The sequence below is a fragment of the Phytopseudomonas daroniae genome (genome assembly GCF_004327285.1).
Taxonomy (GTDB): domain Bacteria; phylum Pseudomonadota; class Gammaproteobacteria; order Pseudomonadales; family Pseudomonadaceae; genus Aquipseudomonas; species Aquipseudomonas daroniae.
Genome location: NZ_QJUI01000007.1, coordinates 128,995 through 148,141, shown reverse-complemented (window position 1 = coordinate 148,141; position 19,147 = coordinate 128,995). Strand labels below are relative to the sequence as shown.

Sequence of the window (19,147 nt, the reverse complement as noted above, 5' to 3'; positions counted from 1 at the left end):
TTTTTGCCTTGTGCTGACTGCCTCGCCTACGTTTTTAGAGATGCCCTTTATCGAGTACGACGTGCGCGGCGTTTGTGCCCACCGCGCTGCCATGAGGCATAGAGGCCGCCGCACAAGGCGCCGGCCAGGTGATATTCGAACGACACGCCCTGCTGCGGCGGCAGACCGAAGAAAAAACCGCTGTAGAGCAGCAGCGCCAGAGCCGCCAGCAGCAGATCCGCGAAACTGCGGCGAAACCAGGCGCGCCCCAGCAACAATCCCCAGAGCCCGAATAGCCAGCCACTGGAGCCGACATGGATGCCCTGACGGCCAAACAGCCAGACCAGCAGGCCACTGGCGACGATGATGAACAGGCTGGCGCGGATGAACTCGCTGCGCGACTCCAGCAGCGCCAGCGCCCCCAGTACCATGAAGCCGCTGAGGTTGCCGAACAGGTGCAGCCAACTGCCATGCAGCCAGGGCGCCAGCAGCACGCCCGGCAGGGCTTCAGGCACCCGCGGGATCAGCCCCCAGCGGTTCAGGCCGTAGCCATCCAGGCTGTTGACCAGTTGCAACACGATCATCAGCGCGGCGATGCCGAGCAGCAGCTTGAGACGCGGCAGCAACCAGAGGGTCACGGCGTGTCGTCGCTGCGCCCCAGCAGACGCCCGATATCGCGTAGCTGAGTGGTCATCTCGCCCATACGCTTGTGGGTACCCAGGTCGATGTCGATCTTCTTGTCCATGGCATTGATCAGCGGCAGCACACCGTTCTGCAGGCTTTCGGCGAGGCGTTCGAGCAACGGCTGCAGACCGGGCTGAACCGGTGCCTGCAAGGCCACCTCGACCTTCGGCTGCACTTCACGCAGGCGTTCCAGGCCAGCCAGCAATTCCTGCCAGGGCAACTCGGCCGCCGCCGGTTTGCCCTCGCCCATCCGGCTCAGGCCACGCACGCCCTCGACCAGGTCGTTGAGCTGCGCCACCACTCGCCCGCCGATGTCCGAATCGCTGCCGCCCATGGCCTTGTTGCGCATGAAGTCGCGCTTGATCTGCGTCCAGCGCTCGAGCTGCTCGGGCGCCTGGTTGCCACGCAGCTCGGCGAGCTTGAGCAGGTTTTCCTCGGCGCCGGTGGTCAGCAGTTGCGATTCGCCCTGATAATGGTCGGCGATCAGTTGCAAGAGCTCGGCGTCGTTCATCACCGAGGAGATCTTCTCGGCCATCTTGTTCATGTTGCGGTAGCTGCCCTGCAGCTTGAACGAGGGCTCGGTACGGTACTCGTTGGCCTGGGCAGCACTGGCGATGTACTGCTGATTGACCTTGAGCACCACGTCGCGCACCTGCATCAGGCGCTGCAGGGTGGAGACGATCTCGTTGACCTCGGCACCGCTGTAGCCGTGGCTCAGCTCGTTGCTGGAGAACGGCTTGCCTTCGGCCTTGGCGACGAAGCGATAGACATCGGCCATATCCCGGGTGGCCAGCGGTGCCAGCACCGGATTGGAGGTCAGGCCGTTCTCGATGTAGCTGAGCGCGAAGGCCTCTTCCATGCCGCCCAGGGTATCGCCCAGGTTGTAGATATCGGCCCGGTTGGCCAGCATGTCAGGGATCTTGAACACGTCGCCGGACTCGGTATAGGGGTTGCCCGACATCACCACGCAGAACTTCTTGCCGCGCATGTCATAGGTCTTGGTACGGCCCTTCCACACGCCCTCGATGCGTCGGGTACCGTCGCACAGCGAGATGAATTTCTGCAGGAATTCCGGGTGGGTGTGCTGGATGTCGTCGACGTAGAGCATCACGTTGTTGCCCATTTCCAGCGCCAGGTTGAGCTTTTCCAGCTCCTGGCGGGAGGTGGCGTCCGGCGCCTGGGCCGGATCGATGGAGCGCACCTCGTGGCCGAGGGCCGGGCCGTTGATCTTCATGAAGATCAGGCCGAGGCGATGCGCCACGTACTCCATCAGCGTGGTCTTGCCATAGCCGGGCGGCGAAATGAGCATCAGCAGGCCCATCAGGTCGGTGCGCTTGCTTTCGCCGGCGGTGCCCATCTGCTTGGCCAGGTTGTCGCCGATGACACCGAGGTAGACGTCGTTGATCAGCTTGTTGCGCACGAAGGAGGACAGCGGCCGCGGCTTGAACTCGTTCAGGCGCAGCGCCTCGCGCTCGCGGTTGACCACCTCCTGGCGCAACGCCTGATAACGCTGCAGAGCCGGCAGGAAAGTCTCGCGGTGGTGACGCAGACGCTGGAAGAAATCGTCCAGCGCGAACGCCAGGGCGCCCTGCTCGATACGTGGGTGATCGCCGAGCAGGCCGTCGACCCGCACCTGCAGATCCGCCTCGGTGACACGTACCGGCAGCTCGGCATCGATCAGGCTCAGGGCCACGGCCTCGGGCACATAGGCCAGAGAGGCGGCGCCATGTTCGGCGCAATAGGCACGCAGCCAGTTCTCGGCCAGCGCCCAGCGCTGGTCGGGCCGTCCACGCAGGCGCTCCTGAGCCTGCAGGTAGCCGTCCCACATGTGCGCGGTCTGCAGGTGCTGACGCAGGCCGTCGAGCAGATCACGGGCGTATTTGCTGACCACGAATTCGACGCGCTCGGCAGCCAGCTCCTCGACCAGATACTCGGCAGCCTCACGCAGCAGCGCCGCCTCAAGCTGCATCGGATGGCGTGCCAGGAAGCTTTGCATCGCCGCCAGCACTTCAGCGCGCAACTGCACGAGGCCGTCGTCGCGGCCGAACAGCTTGCGGATGTTGCCGCAGGTGTGGGCTCGCTCGGCCCAGTGGGCGGCGTCCATGTCCTCGCGCCAGCGGTTCCAGAAGAACAGCGCGAAACCACGGGCCAGGGGCGTGTAGGTCAGCAGGCCGGCACCTTCGCGCAGGGCCAGCAGCTTGAGCAGGATGACCATGGCGTCCTGATCGTGGATGCCTTTCTGGTAGCCCTCCTTGTAGCGCGGCGCGGCGAACTCGCGGATGCGCTTGATCAGCTCTTCGGGCTGGCTCATGTGCGCCTTGAGCATATCCAGGCTGAGCCCTTCGGTGTTGCGTACGGCGGCGTCGAGTACCAGACCGGCCAGGAATTCGCCGCGATACAGCGCCGCCGACTCGGACTCCAGCGCCACCTGCCAGTAGTCGCGCAGCGATTCCAGCTCGCCGTCGTGCAGGGGTTCGAGGAAATCGGTGCCGGTCAGGTGCAGGTACAGCTGGTCGCCCCGAGGCAACAGGGTCAGATCCAGTTCCTGGGTGTTGACGGCGAAGCGGTGGCGTGGCCCCAGCTTGATGACATCGCCGCCCTCTTCGAACAGCTCGCTCTTGTCGCGCAGGGCGCGCACGGCCTGATCGCGGGCGCCTTTCAGGCGTGCCTCGACATCGTCGGCCTTGACGCTGTCCTTGAGCTCGCGCAGGCGCTCGGCCAGCTCACGCAGCTTGAGAATCAGCGGGTCGGCGGCGAAGAAGGCATTGAGTTCCTCGGCCTGGTCGAAACGCGCGGTACGTCGGCCCAGGCTGTCGAGGATGCGCCGGGCGGCATCGAGCAAGGCCTGGGCCTTGCGCTGGCGCTCGTCGAGCAGGGTCTGCTTGTGCGCCTCGAAGGTTTCCAGCAGCTCCTCGCGCTTGGCCAGGATGTCGCCGAGAAACTGCTCGTGGTCACCGAACTGGCTTTCCAGCTCTTCAAGTTGCACCAGCAGGCGCGACAGCTGCTCATCGCAGCGCTCGGGATCCTGGGCCAGTGCCAGGGCATTGGTGATGCTCTGGCTGAACAGTTTGAACTGGGCGCCGAACTGCGCCACGGTTTCCGTCGAGCCCAACCCCTTGCGCCGCTGCTCGGCCCGCGCCTTGGCCTGGTTAAGCTTGGCGTATACCTCGGAGATGGCATCGACGATACGGGTGCGCTCGGTGGCGTCGTCGATCTGCAGCGAGGCCATCAGCCCGGAAAGCATGTCCAGGTTGGCGGCCATTTCGCCCAACCCCTCCAGGGGTTCGGCCAGCTGCGCCACGGTCTCGGCTTTCTGCGCCTGGGCATCGAGCGCCTGCAGGTTGTCGTGATAGGGCTGCAGCGCGGCATCGCCGGCGAGGTAGCGCGAGGTCGCCGCCGCGGTCTGCTCGCGGGCCTCGAGCAGCGCCGCCTCCATGGCGTCGATGCGCGACACGTCGATATAGCGGTAGTCGCGAATGGTCAGCAACTGGCCGCGCTGGGCGGTGATAGCGTTGAGCGCCTCGACATACTCTTCGACCTTGTCCCAGCTGTCCGAACGCAGGCTCTCGAGCAACGCCTTCTGCCGGCTCTCGGCACTGGCCATGGCGGTGGCCGACTGCTGGCGGATGCTCTCGACCTTCTCGAACTCGTCGAGCACCAGCTCGCCGGTCGCGGCGATCTCGCGCAGCAGCGGCGCCATGCCCGCGCATTGCGGATCGCCGAGCCAGTGATAGATATCGAACAGCCGACGGGTGTTCTGACACAGCAGGGTATAACGCGGCACCGACACTTCGCGGCTGTCGATCTCGCGGCTGAGGTTGAACAGATCGGAAACGCCGCGCACCAGCTCGGCGTTGCCGATCCGCCCGAAGAAACCGCTGCGCGCCGGCTGGCGGGCAGCGTATTCCTCGCTGCAGAACGGCGTCTGCCAGACTTGCATGGGGTGGATGCGGGTCGGATCAATGCCTTCGGCGGAGAAGATCACCATGCGCCCGTCTTCCAGGCGCGCGTAACCATGACCGAAGATCGGATTCTGCAACTGGCGGGTGACCAGGTTGTAGGTCAGCAATACCGCCCGGCCTTCGCCGGGGTGGTAAAAGATGTACTGCACGTCCTCGCCGTTGGGCGAACGCACCGAGCGCTTGAAGCGCATGCCGGCCATGGACTGCTCGAAGGTCTTGTGTTCGCCGTTCTGCAGGTAGTAACCGCCGGGAAAGATGATGCCGTGGTCTTCGGGCAACTGCACGCAGGCCAGACCGATGGCGTCGATGCGCTCGACCTTCCGGGTCAGGCGATTGAACACCAGGTAGCGCCACTGCTCCTCGCGGTACGGCAGGATCTTCAGCAGGATCAGGCTGCCCAGCGCGGCGAACTCGACCTGGGCGTCATCCAGCGATTGGGTCTTGTCCATCACCTCTTCGCGATAGATGCCCTGGCCGCTTTCGGTGTTGTTCTCGATCTTGATCGTCAGGTCACCGCCGACCGTCTCGACGAATACCGTGTCGAGGATGTTCAGGTGCGGGAAGCGCCCGTTGACGGTCATGTCGCGGGTGGTTTTCTGCCACTCGAAGTCGAACGGCGCCGGCAGCGCGATATCGCGCTCGCCGCGGTTGTCGATATAGCGCACGTCCTTGCCGTCGAGCGACAACGACCAGCGGAACACACGGATATCGGTGATGCGCTCGCCAATCTGGAAGCTGGCCAGCAACTTGCCGTCGCGGATCGCCAGCTGCAGCAGGCGGGTATTCTTGTAGTAGGTGTAGAGCTCGTTGAAGTCGTTGACGAAGCCGCTTTGCGCCAGGAAGGTGCCATCGAGCGGGATCGGCTCGGCCTCGTAACCTTCAGGCCCCTCCACCAGGCGATAGAGAGAAAACACGTCGGCGACCGAGGTTTCCTTCTTCAGCCCGAGAAACACGTTGTAGCCGAACAGCAGCCAGTCGCCGACCTGGACGATATCGCGGGCGATGCAGTTGTTCTCGGTACGGATGCGAACCCGACCGGTCACTTCCATCTGGCTGCTGCCGAACTCCTGCAGACGTTGCTCGTTCAGCGCCTCGGTATTCTGCCGCAGGCGCAGGCCCTGCTCCTGCAGGCGCTTGTGCAGTACCTCATAGGCACCGCCTTCGGCAACGGCTTTGTCGAGAATGTCCTGCTGGGTGTTTTCGGCTTGGGCGTCCGACATCGTGGTCTTCCTGAATCTGCGCTGTCTGCAAGCAAAAGCGCGCCTACCGCGAGGATAAGGCGCGAAAAGCGATTTCTAGCGGTGCTCAGGCACCGATCTTCCTGGCGATCTCGGCGAGCTTGTCGCGCATCGGCTGGTCGAGCTCTTCCGGCTTGATCCGGGCGATGATCCGCGTCAGCACACGGATCTCGTTGTCGTCGATCACGCCATCGCGCTCGGCGATATCCAGTAGCGAGCCCAGTTCCTGGACGTCCAGGCGGCCGTCATCGGCGAAGCACTGGATCGAACGGAAAGACATCTCCAGGTAATCTCTTGATTCCGACATGAAACATTCCTTGTAGGTTGATTGACTGCGGCGCTATATCTGCAACGCGTTGCAGGAGCCGGCTTGCCGGCGATAGCGATATCCCCAACGGCGGCGCGGTTAAAACCCCATCGCCGGCAAGCCGGCTCCTACCTGTGAAGCTGATATTTTCATGCGGCGTCAGCGACGCCGCATGGATCTTGCGTCATGCCTGCTCGGCGTCCGGCTGCGTGGGTTTGGTTTCCGCCACGCGGCCCTGTAGCAGACGTGCCAGCACGTCCTGCACCACCGGGCTCTTGCCGACCACACCCTCGATGGCCTTGCCCACCGACAGCGACTTGGCGAACGAGTTGAAGAAGTCGCCTTCGCCGCCGACGATTTCGATCTTCGCCTTGGCCAGCGCCGTGGCCAGCACCTCGGCCTGATCCTTGGCGATCTCCTTGTTCGCCGCGATGGCGGCCATGGCCTCCTCGAAGCTCTTTTCCAACTGCATGCGGAACTCTTCGTGCTGACGCGCATTGTCGCTGAGCGCGTCGAGGGCACCGAACTTCTTGCCCAGGCCTTCCGCTTCTGCGTTCAGACGCTCGAGCAGTACCTGCGCCTCGGCCATGCCCAGATCCTGGGTTGCCTTGGCCTTGGCCACACCGAGCTGCTCTTCGCCGCGCGCCTGAGCGCCGAGCTTCTCTTCCAGCACCTTGGCGTCGGCCAGGCCGTCCTTCTCCTTGGCCGCCGCCTGCGCTTCGGTCACGCGCGCCTGGGCCAGGCCCTTCTCCTGCTCGCCCTTGGCTTCGGCGATCAGGCGTTCGGCCTGCACGCGTGCTTCGGCCAGACCTTCCTTCTCCTTGGCCGCGGCGGTGACTTCACGCACGCGCGCATCGGCCAGGCCAGGCGCTGCGCGCTCGGCCTCGATACCTTCGGCCAGCTTCTTCTTCGCCTCGGCGCTCTTGGCCGCAGCCTCCAGCTCGGCCTGGGCGAGGTTGTTGATTTCCACCGCCTTGTGCTTGGAGCGGGTCTCGTCGGCTTCCGCCTGTTTGACCTGACGCACCAGCTCCTGCTCGGCTTCGGCCTGGGCATTGAGCACGACGACCTGCTTCAGGCGCTCGGCTTCGGACACCTCGCGGACTTCCTTGATGCGCTCTTCTTCCTGAGCCACGGTCTTCTCGACCGCGACGCGCTCGCGCACCACGCTGGCGATGTTCTTGCGCTCTTCTTCCAGCGCCTTTTCCTTCTCGATGCGCTGCAACTCGACTTCGCGCTCGCGGGCGACCACCTCCAGATCCTTGGCCCGGGTGACTTTCTCCACCTCGATGACCACGGCACGCTGGCGGTTCTGCTGCGCCACTTCAACTTCGCGCTGATGGTTCTCGGCACGAATATCCAGCTCCTGCTGGGTCTGGATGCGCGCCTGCTCGGCCTTGAGGCGTTCCTCTTCGCGAACCTTCAGGGTTTCCGCTTCCTCACGGGCGCGGATGGTCTCGATCTCGCGCTTCTGCCGGGCCTCGGCATCGGCCTGCTGACGCTCGAGCGAAAGCGTGGCCTCGCGGGTTTCGACGTTCTTCTTCTTGATCGCCAGCTCTTCGTTGCGCTCCAGCTCGTTGGTGATGACGTTCTGTGCGGCGGTCAGTTGGGTAATCTTGCGGATACCTTCGGCATCGAGGATGTTGCTCGGATCCAGCGAATTCTTGGCGGTCTGTTCCAGGTAATCGATGGCCACGTCTTCGAGCACATAACCGTTGAGGTCATTGCCGATCACCTCGACGATGCGATCACGGAACTCCTGGCGATTCTCGAACAGCTGGACGAAGTCGAACTGCTTGCCGACGGTCTTCAGGGCTTCGGAGAACTTGGCGTTGAACAGTTCGTTCACCGCCGCACGATCGGAGGCACGCTCCACACCGATGGCCTTGGCTACCTTGAGCACGTCTTCCTGGGTTTCGTTGACGCGCATGTAGAACGCCACGGTGATGTCGGCGCGCATGTTGTCGCGGCAGATCAGCCCGTCCTTGGCGCGGCGGTCGACTTCCAGGGTGATCAGGGAGATCTTCATGAACTCCTTGAGATGGATCACCGGGTACACCAGCGCACCGGTGAAATGCACCTTGGGCGTCGACGACATGTCGTTGACTATCAGTGCCGTACCCTGGGGAACCTTGATGTAGAAGGCCTTGAACAAGGCCAGCAGCCCAACGATCAGCAGGACGGCCAGACCGATCCCGACCAGCACGGGTATCAGCGACGGTGGAAGGTTATACATTGCGCTCAATCTCCTTTGAGACAGGTGGAACCGGACAGAGCCTTAGAGCCCCCGGAACTCCTCTTCAGTTATGACCCGGTAAGCGTGCTGCGCCTCCAGGTACTCCAGTAAAACGACACGGTCGCCACGCTTGAAATCTTGCTGCTCGTCAGCCCGAACCCGCAGGATCAGACCCGCGCCACCGTCCTCCAGCACCGCCTCGCCATGGCTGGCGGTCACTCGCCCGCTGCGCACCACCGCGGTCTGGCCGATTACGCTCTTGCTGCTGGTCACTTCCAGCTTGAGAAACAGCGGACGCAATGGTGCGCAGAGCAAGCGGCAGGGGGGTATGGCAAGAAACAGCGCGGCCACAGCCACCACCGCACCCAGCGGATAGCGCAGCCACTCCAGCGGCAACAGGCTGAGCAGCCAGAGATCGACGAAGTAGCTGATGAACCAGGCGAAGAAGAACAGCAGGGTCAGTACCAGGGTGAGCGGTACATCACGCAGTTTGAGTTTGGACAGGAGTGCCGCGGCCGGGCCTTCCAGTGCGGAGTCGGCCTCGATGTCGAGCATATCGATCTCGATCAGGCCAAAGGCGACGATGACCCAATAGATCACCGCCAGGCACAGCAGGAAACTGAAGATGACCGTGGGAAAAGCCAGCGAGACCTGCAGGAAGATTTCCATGATTTCCTATCCCTGAAAAACATGGCGGAGCCTGGTGGCCCCACCATTCATGACGCATCGCAACCACTTGCCTGGAGCCCGAAAGACTCAGGGCTTGGCCTTGTCCTTGAGGCGCGCCAGCACGCTGTTGGCACTGGTCTTGTCAGCGACGATACCCGCCGCACGCAACTTGGCATCCAGCGAATCATCCAGGTTGGACGCTTCGGCCAGTTCGGCGGCGGCCTCCATCTTCGCCGCACGCTCGGCCTGCTGCTGCTTGATGCGCTCCAGCGACTCGACCGCCGTGTGCAGCTTGGCCTGGGAACCGCCGTAACGCTGGGCCACAGCCATCTGCGCCTTCTGCACGCTTTCGGTAGCCTTGACCGTATCCACCTGCTGTTTCAGGCGCTTGATATTGGTCTCGGCCTGGCTCACTGCCTTACGCAGTTGCGCCACGCTGGCGGCATAACCATCGGCCTGTTCACGCTCGCTGGCCAGCTCGATTTCCAGGTTGGCGATCTTGCCAGCCACTTCGGTGGCCAGCTCTTCATTACCCGCCTCAAGGGCCTTGAGCGCGTATTGCTCGTACTCGGCGACCTTGGTGGCGGATTTACCTGCACGCTCGGCGGCCAGCTTCTGCTTGGCCATGATTTCGGCCAGGGCCTCCTTGGATTTGCGCAGCTCGATATCGGCGTCGCGGATTTCCTGATCGAGGATGCGCAGAGCCTGCCCATCGACCAGCGCTTCACCCACTTCATTGGCACCGCCACGCAGTGCCGTCAGCAATTTGCTCCAGACGTTCATCAGCGTTTCTCCTTACACACTGGCCTTGAGGAAATCTTCATAGGCTTCGGTAGCCTTGATCACGTTGTCCGCCAGCATTTCGATCTCCAGCACCACATTGGGCAGGATCGACGAAGCGCTCAGGGCACCGAACATGGTGTAGCAGGCCTGCCCGTCGGGCAGGGTTTCCAGGCCGACGCAGGAAAGCGGGAACAGCTTGTGGCTGCGCAGCACTTCCTCGTTGAACGCGGCCGTATCACGCACATCACTGGCCGGCCAGAGCAGCGCCTCGACGATGATCTGATCACCGAATACCGCGATGAACAGCGGCAGATCACCGTATTCCTTCATGGTCACGTGCAGACTGGCGTCGGCACCCTGGATCAGCTCGATGGCGGCGCGGCCATCGGCAAACGGCTCTGTCCCCGACAGCGCATCGAACAACGTTTGTGCAGTCCAAACCTGAGGCATGCTCACCCCCTCCTCCATTGAGGCCAGCTCCGACTGGGGCTGGCGCAGTTTTCGTTCAACTGCCGATAGCCGCTGGGCGTGCTCGGGCAGTATCCAGACTTCCTTTTTCACCAACCCCTGTTCGCGCAGACGCTGGCGAAAAAGACGCTGATAATGAGCTGACGATTTGTTTTCCATGAAACGCAGACTAGAACATCACATGTGATATTTCAATTCATCACATGTAATTAATTTCGATCTCGCGAAACAAGCCTGGAATCATACGAAGGGAATGATGCAACGGGGAAAAATCTTGCCAATTAAATCGGCTCCCTGAAGAAAAATCCGCCGACTCTTTCGCAGTTGAGCAAAAGGCTGAAGGCAACGGACGCGCCATCAATTGGCTAGCCTTGGCATCCGGCAGCGAACCGGTATGATGCGCCACTTTTCCGGAAAGCCGCATGTCGTCCCGCAGCCTCCTCGCCTTGCTCTGCATCACCCTCTCCACCTCCCTCTCCGCCGCACCACCGCAAACCTTCAGCGAAGCCAAGAAGATCGGCTGGAAACTCTATGAGCGCCAGTCGGTGGAGTTCTACTGCGGCTGCAGTTTCAGCGGCAACCGCGTCGACCTGAAAAGCTGCGGCTACACCCCGCGCAAGAATGCCAACCGCGCGGCACGCATCGAATGGGAACACATCGTATCGGCCTGGCAGATCGGCCATCAGCGCCAATGCTGGCAGCACGGCGGGCGCAAGAATTGCAGCAAGAACGACAAGGTATTTCGCCGCGCCGAAGCCGACTTGCACAACCTGGTGCCCGCGATTGGCGAGGTGAATGGTGATCGCAGCAACTACGATTTTGGCTGGTTACCCCAGCAACCCAACCAATATGGCGCCTGCCCAACAGTGGTCGACTTCAAGGCGCGCAAAGTCATGCCCCGCAAGGAAGTGCGCGGCATGATCGCGCGTACCTACCTGTACATGAGCGACCGCTACCAGTTGAGACTGTCGAAGCAGAATCGCCAGTTGTTCAGCGCCTGGAACAAGACCTACCCGGCACAACCCTGGGAGCGCCAGCGCAACCAACTGATGGGCTGCGTGATGGGCTGGGCCAACCCCTACGTCGGGCCGCTCGACAAGGGCCTTTGCGCGCTGGCTCCTGTTGCCGTGAAGAGTCGGAGCTAGGGCGCAAATACGTCGAAGCCTCCCAGACAAAAAAAGGCCGGCACCTTGCGGTTACCGGCCTTGCGGATACTGACAGCACTCAGCGCATCAGAGCGGCTTGCCGCGATTACCGTGGGCAGCCAAGAATTCCTGCACGACCGTCAGCTCGTTAGCCAGCACCGTGCAGCGCTCTTCACGCTCGAACAAGTCGGCCAGGTGTGGCGGCAGCGTGGGCGACTGGTCGACTGCCGCTTTCTCCACCGCCTCGGGAAACTTGACCGGGTGCGCAGTACCCAGCACCACCATCGGCACCGACAGACTACGGCGGCACTCGCGACCGGCACGCACGCCAATGGCGGTATGCGGGTCGAGCAGCTCACCGGTAGCGGCATACACCTCGGCGATGGTCTCGCAGGTCTGCTCGTCGCTCACCGCCAGGGAGTCGAACAGTTTGCGAGCCTCCGTCCAGCGATCGTCCTCGACGGTGAAACCGCCGGTCTGACGGAACTCGCTCATCAGCGCAGCGATCGACGGGCCATTGCGACCGTGCAGGTCGAACAGCAGGCGCTCGAAGTTCGACGACACCATGATGTCCATCGACGGCGACAAGGTCGGATACAGATCGCCCTTGGCGTACTGGTTGCCGCTCATGAAGCGGTGCAGGATGTCGTTGCGGTTGGTGGCGACGATCAGTTGGCTGATCGGCAGGCCCATGTTGCGCGCCAGGTAACCGGCGAAGATGTCGCCGAAGTTGCCGGTCGGCACGGAGAAGGCCACCGAACGCGCCGGCCCACCGAGCTGCAACGCGGCATGGAAGTAGTAAACGATCTGGGCCATGATCCGCGCCCAGTTGATCGAGTTGACCGCCACCAGGCGAGTGCCCTTGAGGAAACCCTGGTCGGCGAAGCTGGCCTTGACCATCTCCTGGCAGTCGTCGAAGTTACCCTCGATGGCGATGTTGTGGATGTTATCGCCCAGGATGGTGGTCATCTGCCGACGCTGCACTTCGGACACGCGGTTGTGCGGGTGCATGATGAAGATATCGACGTTGTCGCAGGCCTTGCAACCTTCGATGGCCGCCGAACCGGTATCACCGGAAGTGGCGCCCATGATCACCACACGCTCGTTGCGCTTGGCCAGCACGTAATCGAGCAGGCGGCCGAGCAGCTGCAGGGCGAAATCCTTGAACGCCAGGGTCGGACCATGGAACAGCTCGAGCACCCACTCGTTGCCGTTCAGCTGGCGCAACGGCGCCACCGCGGCATGATCGAACACGCCGTAGGTGTCTTCGAGAATCTTCTTGAAATCCGCATCCGGAATGCTGCCATCGACGAACGGGCGCATCACTCGGAACGCCAGCTCGTGATACGGCAAGCCAGCCCAGGAAGCGATTTCCTCCTGGGTAAAGCGCGGCAGGTTTTCCGGCACGTAGAGGCCGCCATCACTGGCCAGGCCGGCCAGCAGAACATCTTCGAAATTCAGGGCCGGTGCCTGGCCGCGAGTGCTGATATAGCGCATTTTCTGCAAACCTTCGGTTTGAGCGGCAAGCTTCAAGCTTCAAGCTTCAAGCGAAAGCACAAGTGCCTTCGCTCGCGGCTTATCGCTTCTCCCCTGCTGCGGTGTTCAAGTTCAGTTCATCAAGCGAGCAGTGAACCCAAAGGCCCCTCTTGCAGCTTGAAGCTTGCAGCCTGTAGCTGCCCTCAGTTCAGTTGTTCGACGCGGATGCGCACGACGTTACCGACCACGTCGGTCAGCGCTTCCAGTGCTGCAATGGCGCCGTTCATGCGCTGCTCGGCAACGCGATGAGTGACCAGGATCATCGGCACCAGGCCGTCCTGTTCTTCGACTTCTTTCTGCATGATCGATTCGATGTTGATGCCGCGCTCCGACAGGATGCTCGCCACCTGGGCCAGCACGCCAGGGCGATCCTTGGCCTGAATGCGCAGGTAATAGGCGCTTTCGCAGTCAGCGATCGACAGGATCGGATGGTCGGACAGCGAGTCCGGCTGGAAGGCCAGGTGCGGTACGCGGTTGGTCGGGTCGGTGGTCAGGGCACGCACCACGTCGACGAGATCCGCCACCACCGCCGAAGCGGTCGCTTCCATGCCAGCGCCAGCGCCGTAGAACAGCGTGCTGCCAGCGGCGTCACCATTGACCATCACCGCATTCATCACGCCGTTGACGTTGGCGATCAGGCGGTCGGCCGGAATCAGCGTCGGGTGCACGCGCAACTCGATACCGGCTTCGGTACGGCGCGCCACGCCCAGGTGCTTGATGCGGTAGCCCAGCGCCTCGGCGTAGTTGACGTCAGCAGTGGTCAGCTTGGTAATGCCTTCGGTGTAGGCCTTGTCGAACTGCAGCGGGATACCGAAGGCGATGGACGCCAGAATGGTCAGCTTGTGGGCAGCGTCGATACCTTCCACATCGAAGGTCGGATCGGCCTCGGCATAACCCAGTGCCTGCGCCTCGGCCAGCACGTCTTCGAAGGTACGGCCCTTCTCACGCATTTCACTGAGGATGAAGTTACCGGTGCCGTTGATGATCCCGGCCAGCCAGTTGATACGGTTGGCCGCCAGACCTTCGCGAATCGCCTTGATCACCGGAATGCCACCGGCCACCGCCGCTTCGAAGGCGACGATCACGCCCTTCTCGCGGGCGCGGGCGAAAATCTCGTTGCCGTGCACGGCGATCAGCGCCTTGTTGGCGGTCACCACGTGCTTGCCGTTGTCGATGGCCTTGAGCACCAGATCACGGGCGATGCTGTAGCCACCGATCAGCTCTACGACGATGTCGATCTCGGGGTTGCTGGCTACCGCGAAGACATCGTCGGTAATGGTCACGCCGGTCGTCTGGTACTGAGGCTTCGGTGTACGGGTAGCGATCTGCGCTACCTCGATGCCGCGCCCGGCACGACGCGCGATTTCCTCGGCGTTGCGCTTGAGCACATTGACGGTACCGCCACCGACGGTACCCAGCCCACAGATGCCTACTTTGACCGGTTTCACACTAGACTCCCCATCTGCACTGCATAAAACGGCCGGAGCAGGCTCCGGCCGTGGAAAAAGAGCCGCACATTACGAAGCGGCTGCTCGATAGTCAATCAAGCCGGATCACTTGGCGTCCAGGGCCAGGCGAGCGAGCTGCGCCGCTGGCTGATAGCCCGGAATCATCTTGCCGTTCTCCAGAATGATCGCCGGTGTGCCGTTGACCCCGATCATCTGCCCCAGCTGATATTGCTCGGCCACCGGGTTGTCGCAGGTGGCTGCAGCCACCGACTGGCGCGACTTGGCCTGGTTCATCGCCGCCTGGCGATCCTTGGCGCACCAGACGCTGGCCAGATCCTTCGCGCCTTTGCTGCCCAACCCCTGGCGCGGGAAGGCCAGATAACGCACTTCGACGCCCTGCTTGTTGAGCTCGGCCACTTCGCTGTGCAGTTTCTGGCAGTAACCGCAGTCGGTATCGGTGAACACGGTGATATGCGCTTTCGCCTCCTTGGGCGCGAACACCACCATGTCCTTGGCAGGAATGGCGTTGATCTGCTTGGCCACGGCGCGGCTTTCCTCGACCTCGGTGAGGTTCACCGCCTGGCCGTCCTTGAACTGAAACAGATAGCCCTGCATGACGAATTGCCCGTCAGCGCTGGCATACAGCTGACGACCGCCCTTGAGCTGCACCTGATAGACGCCGGGCATCGGACTTTCGGCGATGGCTTCGATCGGCAGATCAGGCTGGATCGACAACAGGTTCTGGCGGATCGTCTGATCCGGATCGGCAGCGTGGCCAAGGGTGCTGACCAGACCAAGGGCCATGGCCGCGAAAATGCGGGTCACACGCATGAATACTCCTATCGAGCGACGGGGTGACAAGGGAAGAGCGAAGACTATCATAACCGCAGCCGCGGGCCTCAGGCCCAGGACGCAAAGCGCGAACTGCCACAGGCGATTCATCCGCGGGGATGATGCTGCGCATGCAGCGCCTGCAAGCGAGCCCGCGCCACGTGGGTATAGATCTGCGTGGTGGACAGATCGCTATGCCCCAGGAGCATCTGCACCACGCGCAGATCCGCGCCATGGTTGAGCAGATGGGTCGCGAACGCATGGCGCAGGGTGTGCGGCGACAGCGATTTGGCGATGCCGGCCACCCTGGCCTGATGTTTGATGCGGTGCCAAAAGGTTTGCCGGGTCATCTGTTCGCCACGCAGGCTGGGAAACAGCACATCGCCTGGCCGCCCCCCAAGCAGAACCGGCCGAGCCTCGCGGCAATAGCGCTCGACCCAGCCGATCGCCTCCTCGCCCATGGGCACCAGACGCTCCTTGCTGCCCTTGCCGAATACCCGCAGCACGCCCTGACGCAGATTGACCTGCTCAAGGGTAAGACCGATCAGCTCACTGACCCGCAGCCCGCAGGCATACAGCACCTCGAGCATGGCGCGATCACGCAGCCCGATGGGATCATCCAGATCGGGGGCCGCCAGCAGCGCCTCGACATCCGCTTCGGACAGTGATTTGGGCAATGGTCGGCCAAGCTGCGGCATGTCCACCTGCAGGGTGGGGTCGGTGTCGATCAGCCCCTCGCGCAGCAGAAATCGGTAGAAACCGCGCATACCGGAAATCAGCCGCGCCGTGGAGCGCGCCTTGTAGCCTTCGTTCATGCGCCAGGCCAGGTGATCGAGCAGCACCTCGCGACCAGCCGACTGCAACTCGACACTACGGCCCTGCAGCCAGCCATTGAGCAACGCCAGGTCACTGCGATACGCCGCCCGGGTGTGCACGGAAAGGCCTTTCTCCAGCCACAGCGCCTCGATGAAACGCTCGATCAGCGGATGCTCGACTGCGGACATCGGTTACCCCCGAAACAGCAAAGGCTTGGCGGCGCCAGAGGCACGCGCACGATCAGAAACCAGGCAGCACCAGCACCGGCTTGCCGTCCTCACCCATCGCCACGAAGCTGAAGGCCCCATGGATGGCAAGTTCGCGACGAGCGCCGTACATCTCCTCAACGAATACGTCGACCTGCACCTTCATGCTGGTGTTGCCGACCGCACTCACGCGCCCGACCAGCTCGACGATAGAACCAGCCGGAATCGGATGATTGAAATCGATACGATCGGACGACACGGTCACCAGCGGCAAGCGACAGAAACGCGTGGCGGTGATGAACGATACCTCGTCCATCCAGGCCATGGCCGTCCCGCCAAACAGGGTGTTGTGGTGGTTGGTGGTCGGCGGAAACACCGCCTTGGCCACGCGGGTCTCCGAAAGCTCGGTACGCCGCTGAATTTCCTGCTCTCTGGGGGTCATCACTCAGAACCTGTTCACGATTTTGGTGTGCGCAATGGATACGAAAACCGCACCCGTATGAATGGCCTCGACAAGGCGGGAGCGGACGGTCGATTTGGTGGGTTTCATGACGGTGGACGGCGCTTCACCTGCGCGGCCCGATCCGTCCACCAACCTTGCGATCGCAATGGTGGATGAAAAGAGCGTCAGCTACGCGCCCCGATCCACCCTACGGCTGCTTGCGCCACCTTGCTGCCGTTTCAACAAACGCCAGAAACGAAAAAAGCAGCCCTGGGCTGCTTTTTTCGAGAGGGAAGCGTGGCTTAAGCCAGCTTCTCCTTGATGCGTGCTGCCTTGCCGGACAGGTCGCGCAGGTAGTACAGCTTGGCCTTGCGAACGTCACCACGACGCTTGACGGACAGGCTGTCGACCAGAGGGCTGTAAGTCTGGAAAGTACGTTCTACGCCTACGCCGCTGGAGATCTTGCGCACGGTGAAGGCACTGTTCAGACCGCGGTTACGCTTGGCGATTACCACACCTTCGAACGCCTGCAGACGCTGACGGTCACCTTCCTTTACTTTTACCTGGACGATTACGGTGTCGCCCGGGGCAAAGGTCGGGATCTCTTTGCTCATCTGCTCAGCTTCGATCTGCTGAATGATTTTGTTGGTCATGCTGCGCTCCTAAGACGGGCCGTCAGGCCGGCCATCGATATTTAGTTATCGTCCCGCTGGCGGATATATTCCTCCAGCAGCTTTTTCTCTTCTCCAGAAAGCGAGCGGCTATCCAGAAGATCGACACGGCGTTCCCAGGTGCGTCCCAGGGACTGCTGCAAACGCCAGCGCCGGATGTGTTCGTGGTTGCCGCCAAGCAGCACCTCAGGAACACGTTTATCCACATACACCTCCGGACGGGTGTAATGCGGGCAGTCGAGCAAGCCATCCGTGAAGGAGTCTTCCTCGGCCGAATCTGCATGACCCAATGCACCAGGCAAAAGGCGCGTTACCGCATCGATCAGCACCATGGCCGGCAGCTCACCGCCGGACAGGACGTAGTCGCCAATCGACCATTCCTCGTCGACGTGCGTTTCGATGAAACGCTCGTCGACGCCTTCGTAGCGGCCGGCGATGAGGATCAAACGCTCCTCCTTCGCCAGCTCGCGTACCGCCGCCTGCGTCAGCGGGCGGCCTTGTGGCGAAAGGTAGATCACCTTCGCCTGACCGCCGCTGGCCTGCCTGGCATCAGCCAGAGCATCTTCGAGCGGCTTGATCTTCATCACCATGCCAGGACCGCCACCGAAGGGGCGGTCGTCAACGGTGTGATGACGATCCGTGGTGTAACTGCGTGGGTTCCAGCAGGTCAGCTGCAACAGCTCCTGCCTTACCGCACGGCTGGTAATGCCGTAATCGCCGATGGCGGCGAACATTTCCGGGAACAGCGTAATGACATCGACGCGCAAGCTCGGCATGGCGTCAGAAGTCCGCATCCCAGTCGACCCGCATCTCGCCAGCCTCGAGGCTGATCGACAACACGCACTGTTGCGTATAAGGCAACAGACGCTCGCGATCATCGAGGCTGTCGATGCACGGCTTGACCACCATCACATCGTTGGCACCGGTCTCGAACAGATGATCGATCTTGCCGAGCAATTGCCCCGCCTGATCGATGACCTTGAGACCTATCAGCTGATACCAGTAGAACTCGCCGTCTTCCAGTTCGGGCAACAGGCTGCGGGGAACGCAGATCTCGAAGCCGGCGTAGGTACGCGCCACTTCACGATCATCGAGCCCTTTCAGCCTGGCGACCAGAACCTTGCCCTGCAAGCGTCCACCAGCCAGTTCAACCTGTTTCACCTCGCCATCGCGCCGCAGCGTCCAGCGAGGGTAATCGAGCACGTTATCCAGTGGATCGGTAAAGGAAAACACCTTCACCTCACCCTTGACGCCATGCACCGAGACAATCTTGCCAAGAACCATCAGATCCTCGGCGGGAGCCGGCGTCGTGCTCATAAAGTGCTTAGGCAGCAGCCTTGGCAGCTTCTTTCAGCAGCTGAGCAACGCGCTCAGACGGCTGTGCGCCCTGGCCGAGCCAGTAGGTAGCGCGCTCTTGATTCACGGACAGCTTGACTTCAGCACCCGAAGCGATCGGATTGAAGAAGCCGATACGCTCTACGAAGCGACCGTCGCGCGCATTGCGGCTGTTGGTCACGGTCAGGTGGTAGAAGGGGCGCTTTTTGGAGCCGCCACGAGCGAGACGAATAGTTACCATGTGAACATCGTTCCTGTAGTCGGTGCTAACTTGAGGCACACATCAAAAATGGGCCTAGGCCCGAAAGGCCGCGTATTCTAAGAGCAAAAGCGGCAAGCTTCAAGCCACAAGCTGCAAGTAAAAGCAAAATCCCGGAGACCCAGCTCTCTTGCG

The 19,147-nt window shown here is 62.1% G+C and carries 18 protein-coding genes; 1 reads left to right on the top strand and 17 read right to left on the bottom strand.

What is annotated here, in order from left to right:
* Positions 1-47 precede the first annotated feature (47 nt).
* The 8 genes from DNK06_RS09715 to DNK06_RS09680 form a co-directional block, all read right to left on the bottom strand.
* Positions 48-617, bottom strand: coding sequence for a rhomboid family intramembrane serine protease (locus tag DNK06_RS09715; RefSeq protein ID WP_242674677.1), 570 nt, complete (start codon positions 615-617; stop codon positions 48-50).
* Complete coding sequence (locus tag DNK06_RS09710; protein ID WP_131179825.1) at positions 614-5,845, bottom strand: DNA repair ATPase; 5,232 nt, start codon at positions 5,843-5,845, stop codon at positions 614-616. The genes DNK06_RS09715 and DNK06_RS09710 overlap by 4 nt, the downstream gene beginning before the upstream one ends.
* An 85-nt stretch (positions 5,846-5,930) precedes the next feature.
* Positions 5,931-6,170 carry a hypothetical protein gene (locus DNK06_RS09705; RefSeq protein WP_131179824.1) on the bottom strand — a complete coding sequence of 80 codons (240 nt, stop codon included), beginning with the start codon at positions 6,168-6,170 and terminating at the stop codon, positions 5,931-5,933.
* 184 nt (positions 6,171-6,354) lie between these two features.
* The gene (locus tag DNK06_RS09700; RefSeq protein ID WP_131179823.1) at positions 6,355-8,403 is read right to left on the bottom strand and encodes a flotillin family protein; all 2,049 of its coding nucleotides are present in this window, start codon (positions 8,401-8,403) and stop codon (positions 6,355-6,357) included.
* Between the two features lie 42 nt (positions 8,404-8,445).
* Positions 8,446-9,072, bottom strand: coding sequence for an OB-fold-containig protein (locus DNK06_RS09695; RefSeq protein WP_131179822.1), 627 nt, complete (start codon positions 9,070-9,072; stop codon positions 8,446-8,448).
* A gap of 87 nt (positions 9,073-9,159) precedes the next feature.
* Positions 9,160-9,855, bottom strand: coding sequence for a PspA/IM30 family protein (locus tag DNK06_RS09690; RefSeq protein ID WP_131179821.1), 696 nt, complete (start codon positions 9,853-9,855; stop codon positions 9,160-9,162).
* A gap of 12 nt (positions 9,856-9,867) precedes the next feature.
* A complete protein-coding gene (bacA, locus tag DNK06_RS09685; protein ID WP_131179820.1) occupies positions 9,868-10,482 on the bottom strand; it encodes a biofilm formation regulator BacA in 615 nt (204 codons plus the stop codon).
* Positions 10,483-10,522: 40 nt separating this feature from the next.
* Entirely contained in the window at positions 10,523-10,747 is a 225-nt protein-coding gene (locus DNK06_RS09680; protein ID WP_131179819.1) for a hypothetical protein, read from the bottom strand.
* On the opposite strand from DNK06_RS09680, the gene DNK06_RS09675 reads away from it, so the two are divergent.
* Positions 10,746-11,468: an endonuclease gene (locus DNK06_RS09675; RefSeq protein WP_131179818.1), complete on the top strand. Its 723-nt coding sequence runs from the start codon at positions 10,746-10,748 to the stop codon at positions 11,466-11,468. The genes DNK06_RS09680 and DNK06_RS09675 overlap by 2 nt on opposite strands.
* Before the next feature lie 87 nt (positions 11,469-11,555).
* On the opposite strand, the gene thrC is transcribed toward DNK06_RS09675, so the two are convergent.
* The 9 genes from thrC to rpsP form a co-directional block, all read right to left on the bottom strand.
* Positions 11,556-12,965, bottom strand: coding sequence for a threonine synthase (thrC, locus tag DNK06_RS09670; RefSeq protein ID WP_131179817.1), 1,410 nt, complete (start codon positions 12,963-12,965; stop codon positions 11,556-11,558).
* A 182-nt stretch (positions 12,966-13,147) separates the two neighbouring features.
* Positions 13,148-14,452 carry a homoserine dehydrogenase gene (locus DNK06_RS09665; protein ID WP_131179816.1) on the bottom strand — a complete coding sequence of 435 codons (1,305 nt, stop codon included), beginning with the start codon at positions 14,450-14,452 and terminating at the stop codon, positions 13,148-13,150.
* A 105-nt stretch (positions 14,453-14,557) separates the two neighbouring features.
* Complete coding sequence (locus DNK06_RS09660) at positions 14,558-15,283, bottom strand: DsbC family protein (RefSeq protein ID WP_131179815.1); 726 nt, start codon at positions 15,281-15,283, stop codon at positions 14,558-14,560.
* Positions 15,284-15,390: 107 nt separating this feature from the next.
* Complete coding sequence (xerD, locus tag DNK06_RS09655; protein WP_131179814.1) at positions 15,391-16,287, bottom strand: site-specific tyrosine recombinase XerD; 897 nt, start codon at positions 16,285-16,287, stop codon at positions 15,391-15,393.
* A gap of 52 nt (positions 16,288-16,339) precedes the next feature.
* Positions 16,340-16,747 carry an acyl-CoA thioesterase gene (locus DNK06_RS09650; RefSeq protein WP_131179813.1) on the bottom strand — a complete coding sequence of 136 codons (408 nt, stop codon included), beginning with the start codon at positions 16,745-16,747 and terminating at the stop codon, positions 16,340-16,342.
* 302 nt (positions 16,748-17,049) lie between these two features.
* Positions 17,050-17,400, bottom strand: coding sequence for a 50S ribosomal protein L19 (gene rplS, locus DNK06_RS09645; RefSeq protein ID WP_131179812.1), 351 nt, complete (start codon positions 17,398-17,400; stop codon positions 17,050-17,052).
* A 41-nt stretch (positions 17,401-17,441) separates the two neighbouring features.
* Complete coding sequence (gene trmD / locus DNK06_RS09640) at positions 17,442-18,194, bottom strand: tRNA (guanosine(37)-N1)-methyltransferase TrmD (RefSeq protein WP_131179811.1); 753 nt, start codon at positions 18,192-18,194, stop codon at positions 17,442-17,444.
* Between the two features lie 4 nt (positions 18,195-18,198).
* Positions 18,199-18,735: a ribosome maturation factor RimM gene (gene rimM, locus DNK06_RS09635; RefSeq protein WP_042555420.1), complete on the bottom strand. Its 537-nt coding sequence runs from the start codon at positions 18,733-18,735 to the stop codon at positions 18,199-18,201.
* A gap of 7 nt (positions 18,736-18,742) precedes the next feature.
* On the bottom strand, positions 18,743-18,994 hold the full coding sequence (gene rpsP, locus DNK06_RS09630) for a 30S ribosomal protein S16 (protein ID WP_084306325.1): 252 nt from the start codon (positions 18,992-18,994) through the stop codon (positions 18,743-18,745).
* Between the last annotated feature and the right edge of the window lie 153 nt (positions 18,995-19,147).

Excerpts from the sequence above, each read along its gene's own strand:
- thrC (WP_131179817.1), bottom strand. The coding sequence starts at position 12,965 with ATGCGCTATATCAGCACTCGCGGCCAGGCACCGGCCCTGAATTTCGAA.
- DNK06_RS09690 (WP_131179821.1), bottom strand. The coding sequence starts at position 9,855 with ATGAACGTCTGGAGCAAATTGCTGACGGCACTGCGTGGCGGTGCCAAT.
- DNK06_RS09660 (WP_131179815.1), bottom strand. The coding sequence starts at position 15,283 with ATGCGTGTGACCCGCATTTTCGCGGCCATGGCCCTTGGTCTGGTCAGC.
- bacA (WP_131179820.1), bottom strand. The coding sequence starts at position 10,482 with ATGGAAAACAAATCGTCAGCTCATTATCAGCGTCTTTTTCGCCAGCGT.
- DNK06_RS09695 (WP_131179822.1), bottom strand. The coding sequence starts at position 9,072 with ATGGAAATCTTCCTGCAGGTCTCGCTGGCTTTTCCCACGGTCATCTTC.
- rpsP (WP_084306325.1), bottom strand. The coding sequence starts at position 18,994 with ATGGTAACTATTCGTCTCGCTCGTGGCGGCTCCAAAAAGCGCCCCTTC.
- rimM (WP_042555420.1), bottom strand. The coding sequence starts at position 18,735 with ATGAGCACGACGCCGGCTCCCGCCGAGGATCTGATGGTTCTTGGCAAG.
- DNK06_RS09675 (WP_131179818.1), top strand. The coding sequence starts at position 10,746 with ATGTCGTCCCGCAGCCTCCTCGCCTTGCTCTGCATCACCCTCTCCACC.
- DNK06_RS09700 (WP_131179823.1), bottom strand. The coding sequence starts at position 8,403 with ATGTATAACCTTCCACCGTCGCTGATACCCGTGCTGGTCGGGATCGGT.
- trmD (WP_131179811.1), bottom strand. The coding sequence starts at position 18,194 with ATGCCGAGCTTGCGCGTCGATGTCATTACGCTGTTCCCGGAAATGTTC.
- DNK06_RS09680 (WP_131179819.1), bottom strand. The coding sequence starts at position 10,747 with ATGCGGCTTTCCGGAAAAGTGGCGCATCATACCGGTTCGCTGCCGGAT.
- DNK06_RS09710 (WP_131179825.1), bottom strand. The coding sequence starts at position 5,845 with ATGTCGGACGCCCAAGCCGAAAACACCCAGCAGGACATTCTCGACAAA.
- DNK06_RS09705 (WP_131179824.1), bottom strand. The coding sequence starts at position 6,170 with ATGTCGGAATCAAGAGATTACCTGGAGATGTCTTTCCGTTCGATCCAG.
- rplS (WP_131179812.1), bottom strand. The coding sequence starts at position 17,400 with ATGACCAACAAAATCATTCAGCAGATCGAAGCTGAGCAGATGAGCAAA.
- xerD (WP_131179814.1), bottom strand. The coding sequence starts at position 16,287 with ATGTCCGCAGTCGAGCATCCGCTGATCGAGCGTTTCATCGAGGCGCTG.
- DNK06_RS09650 (WP_131179813.1), bottom strand. The coding sequence starts at position 16,747 with ATGACCCCCAGAGAGCAGGAAATTCAGCGGCGTACCGAGCTTTCGGAG.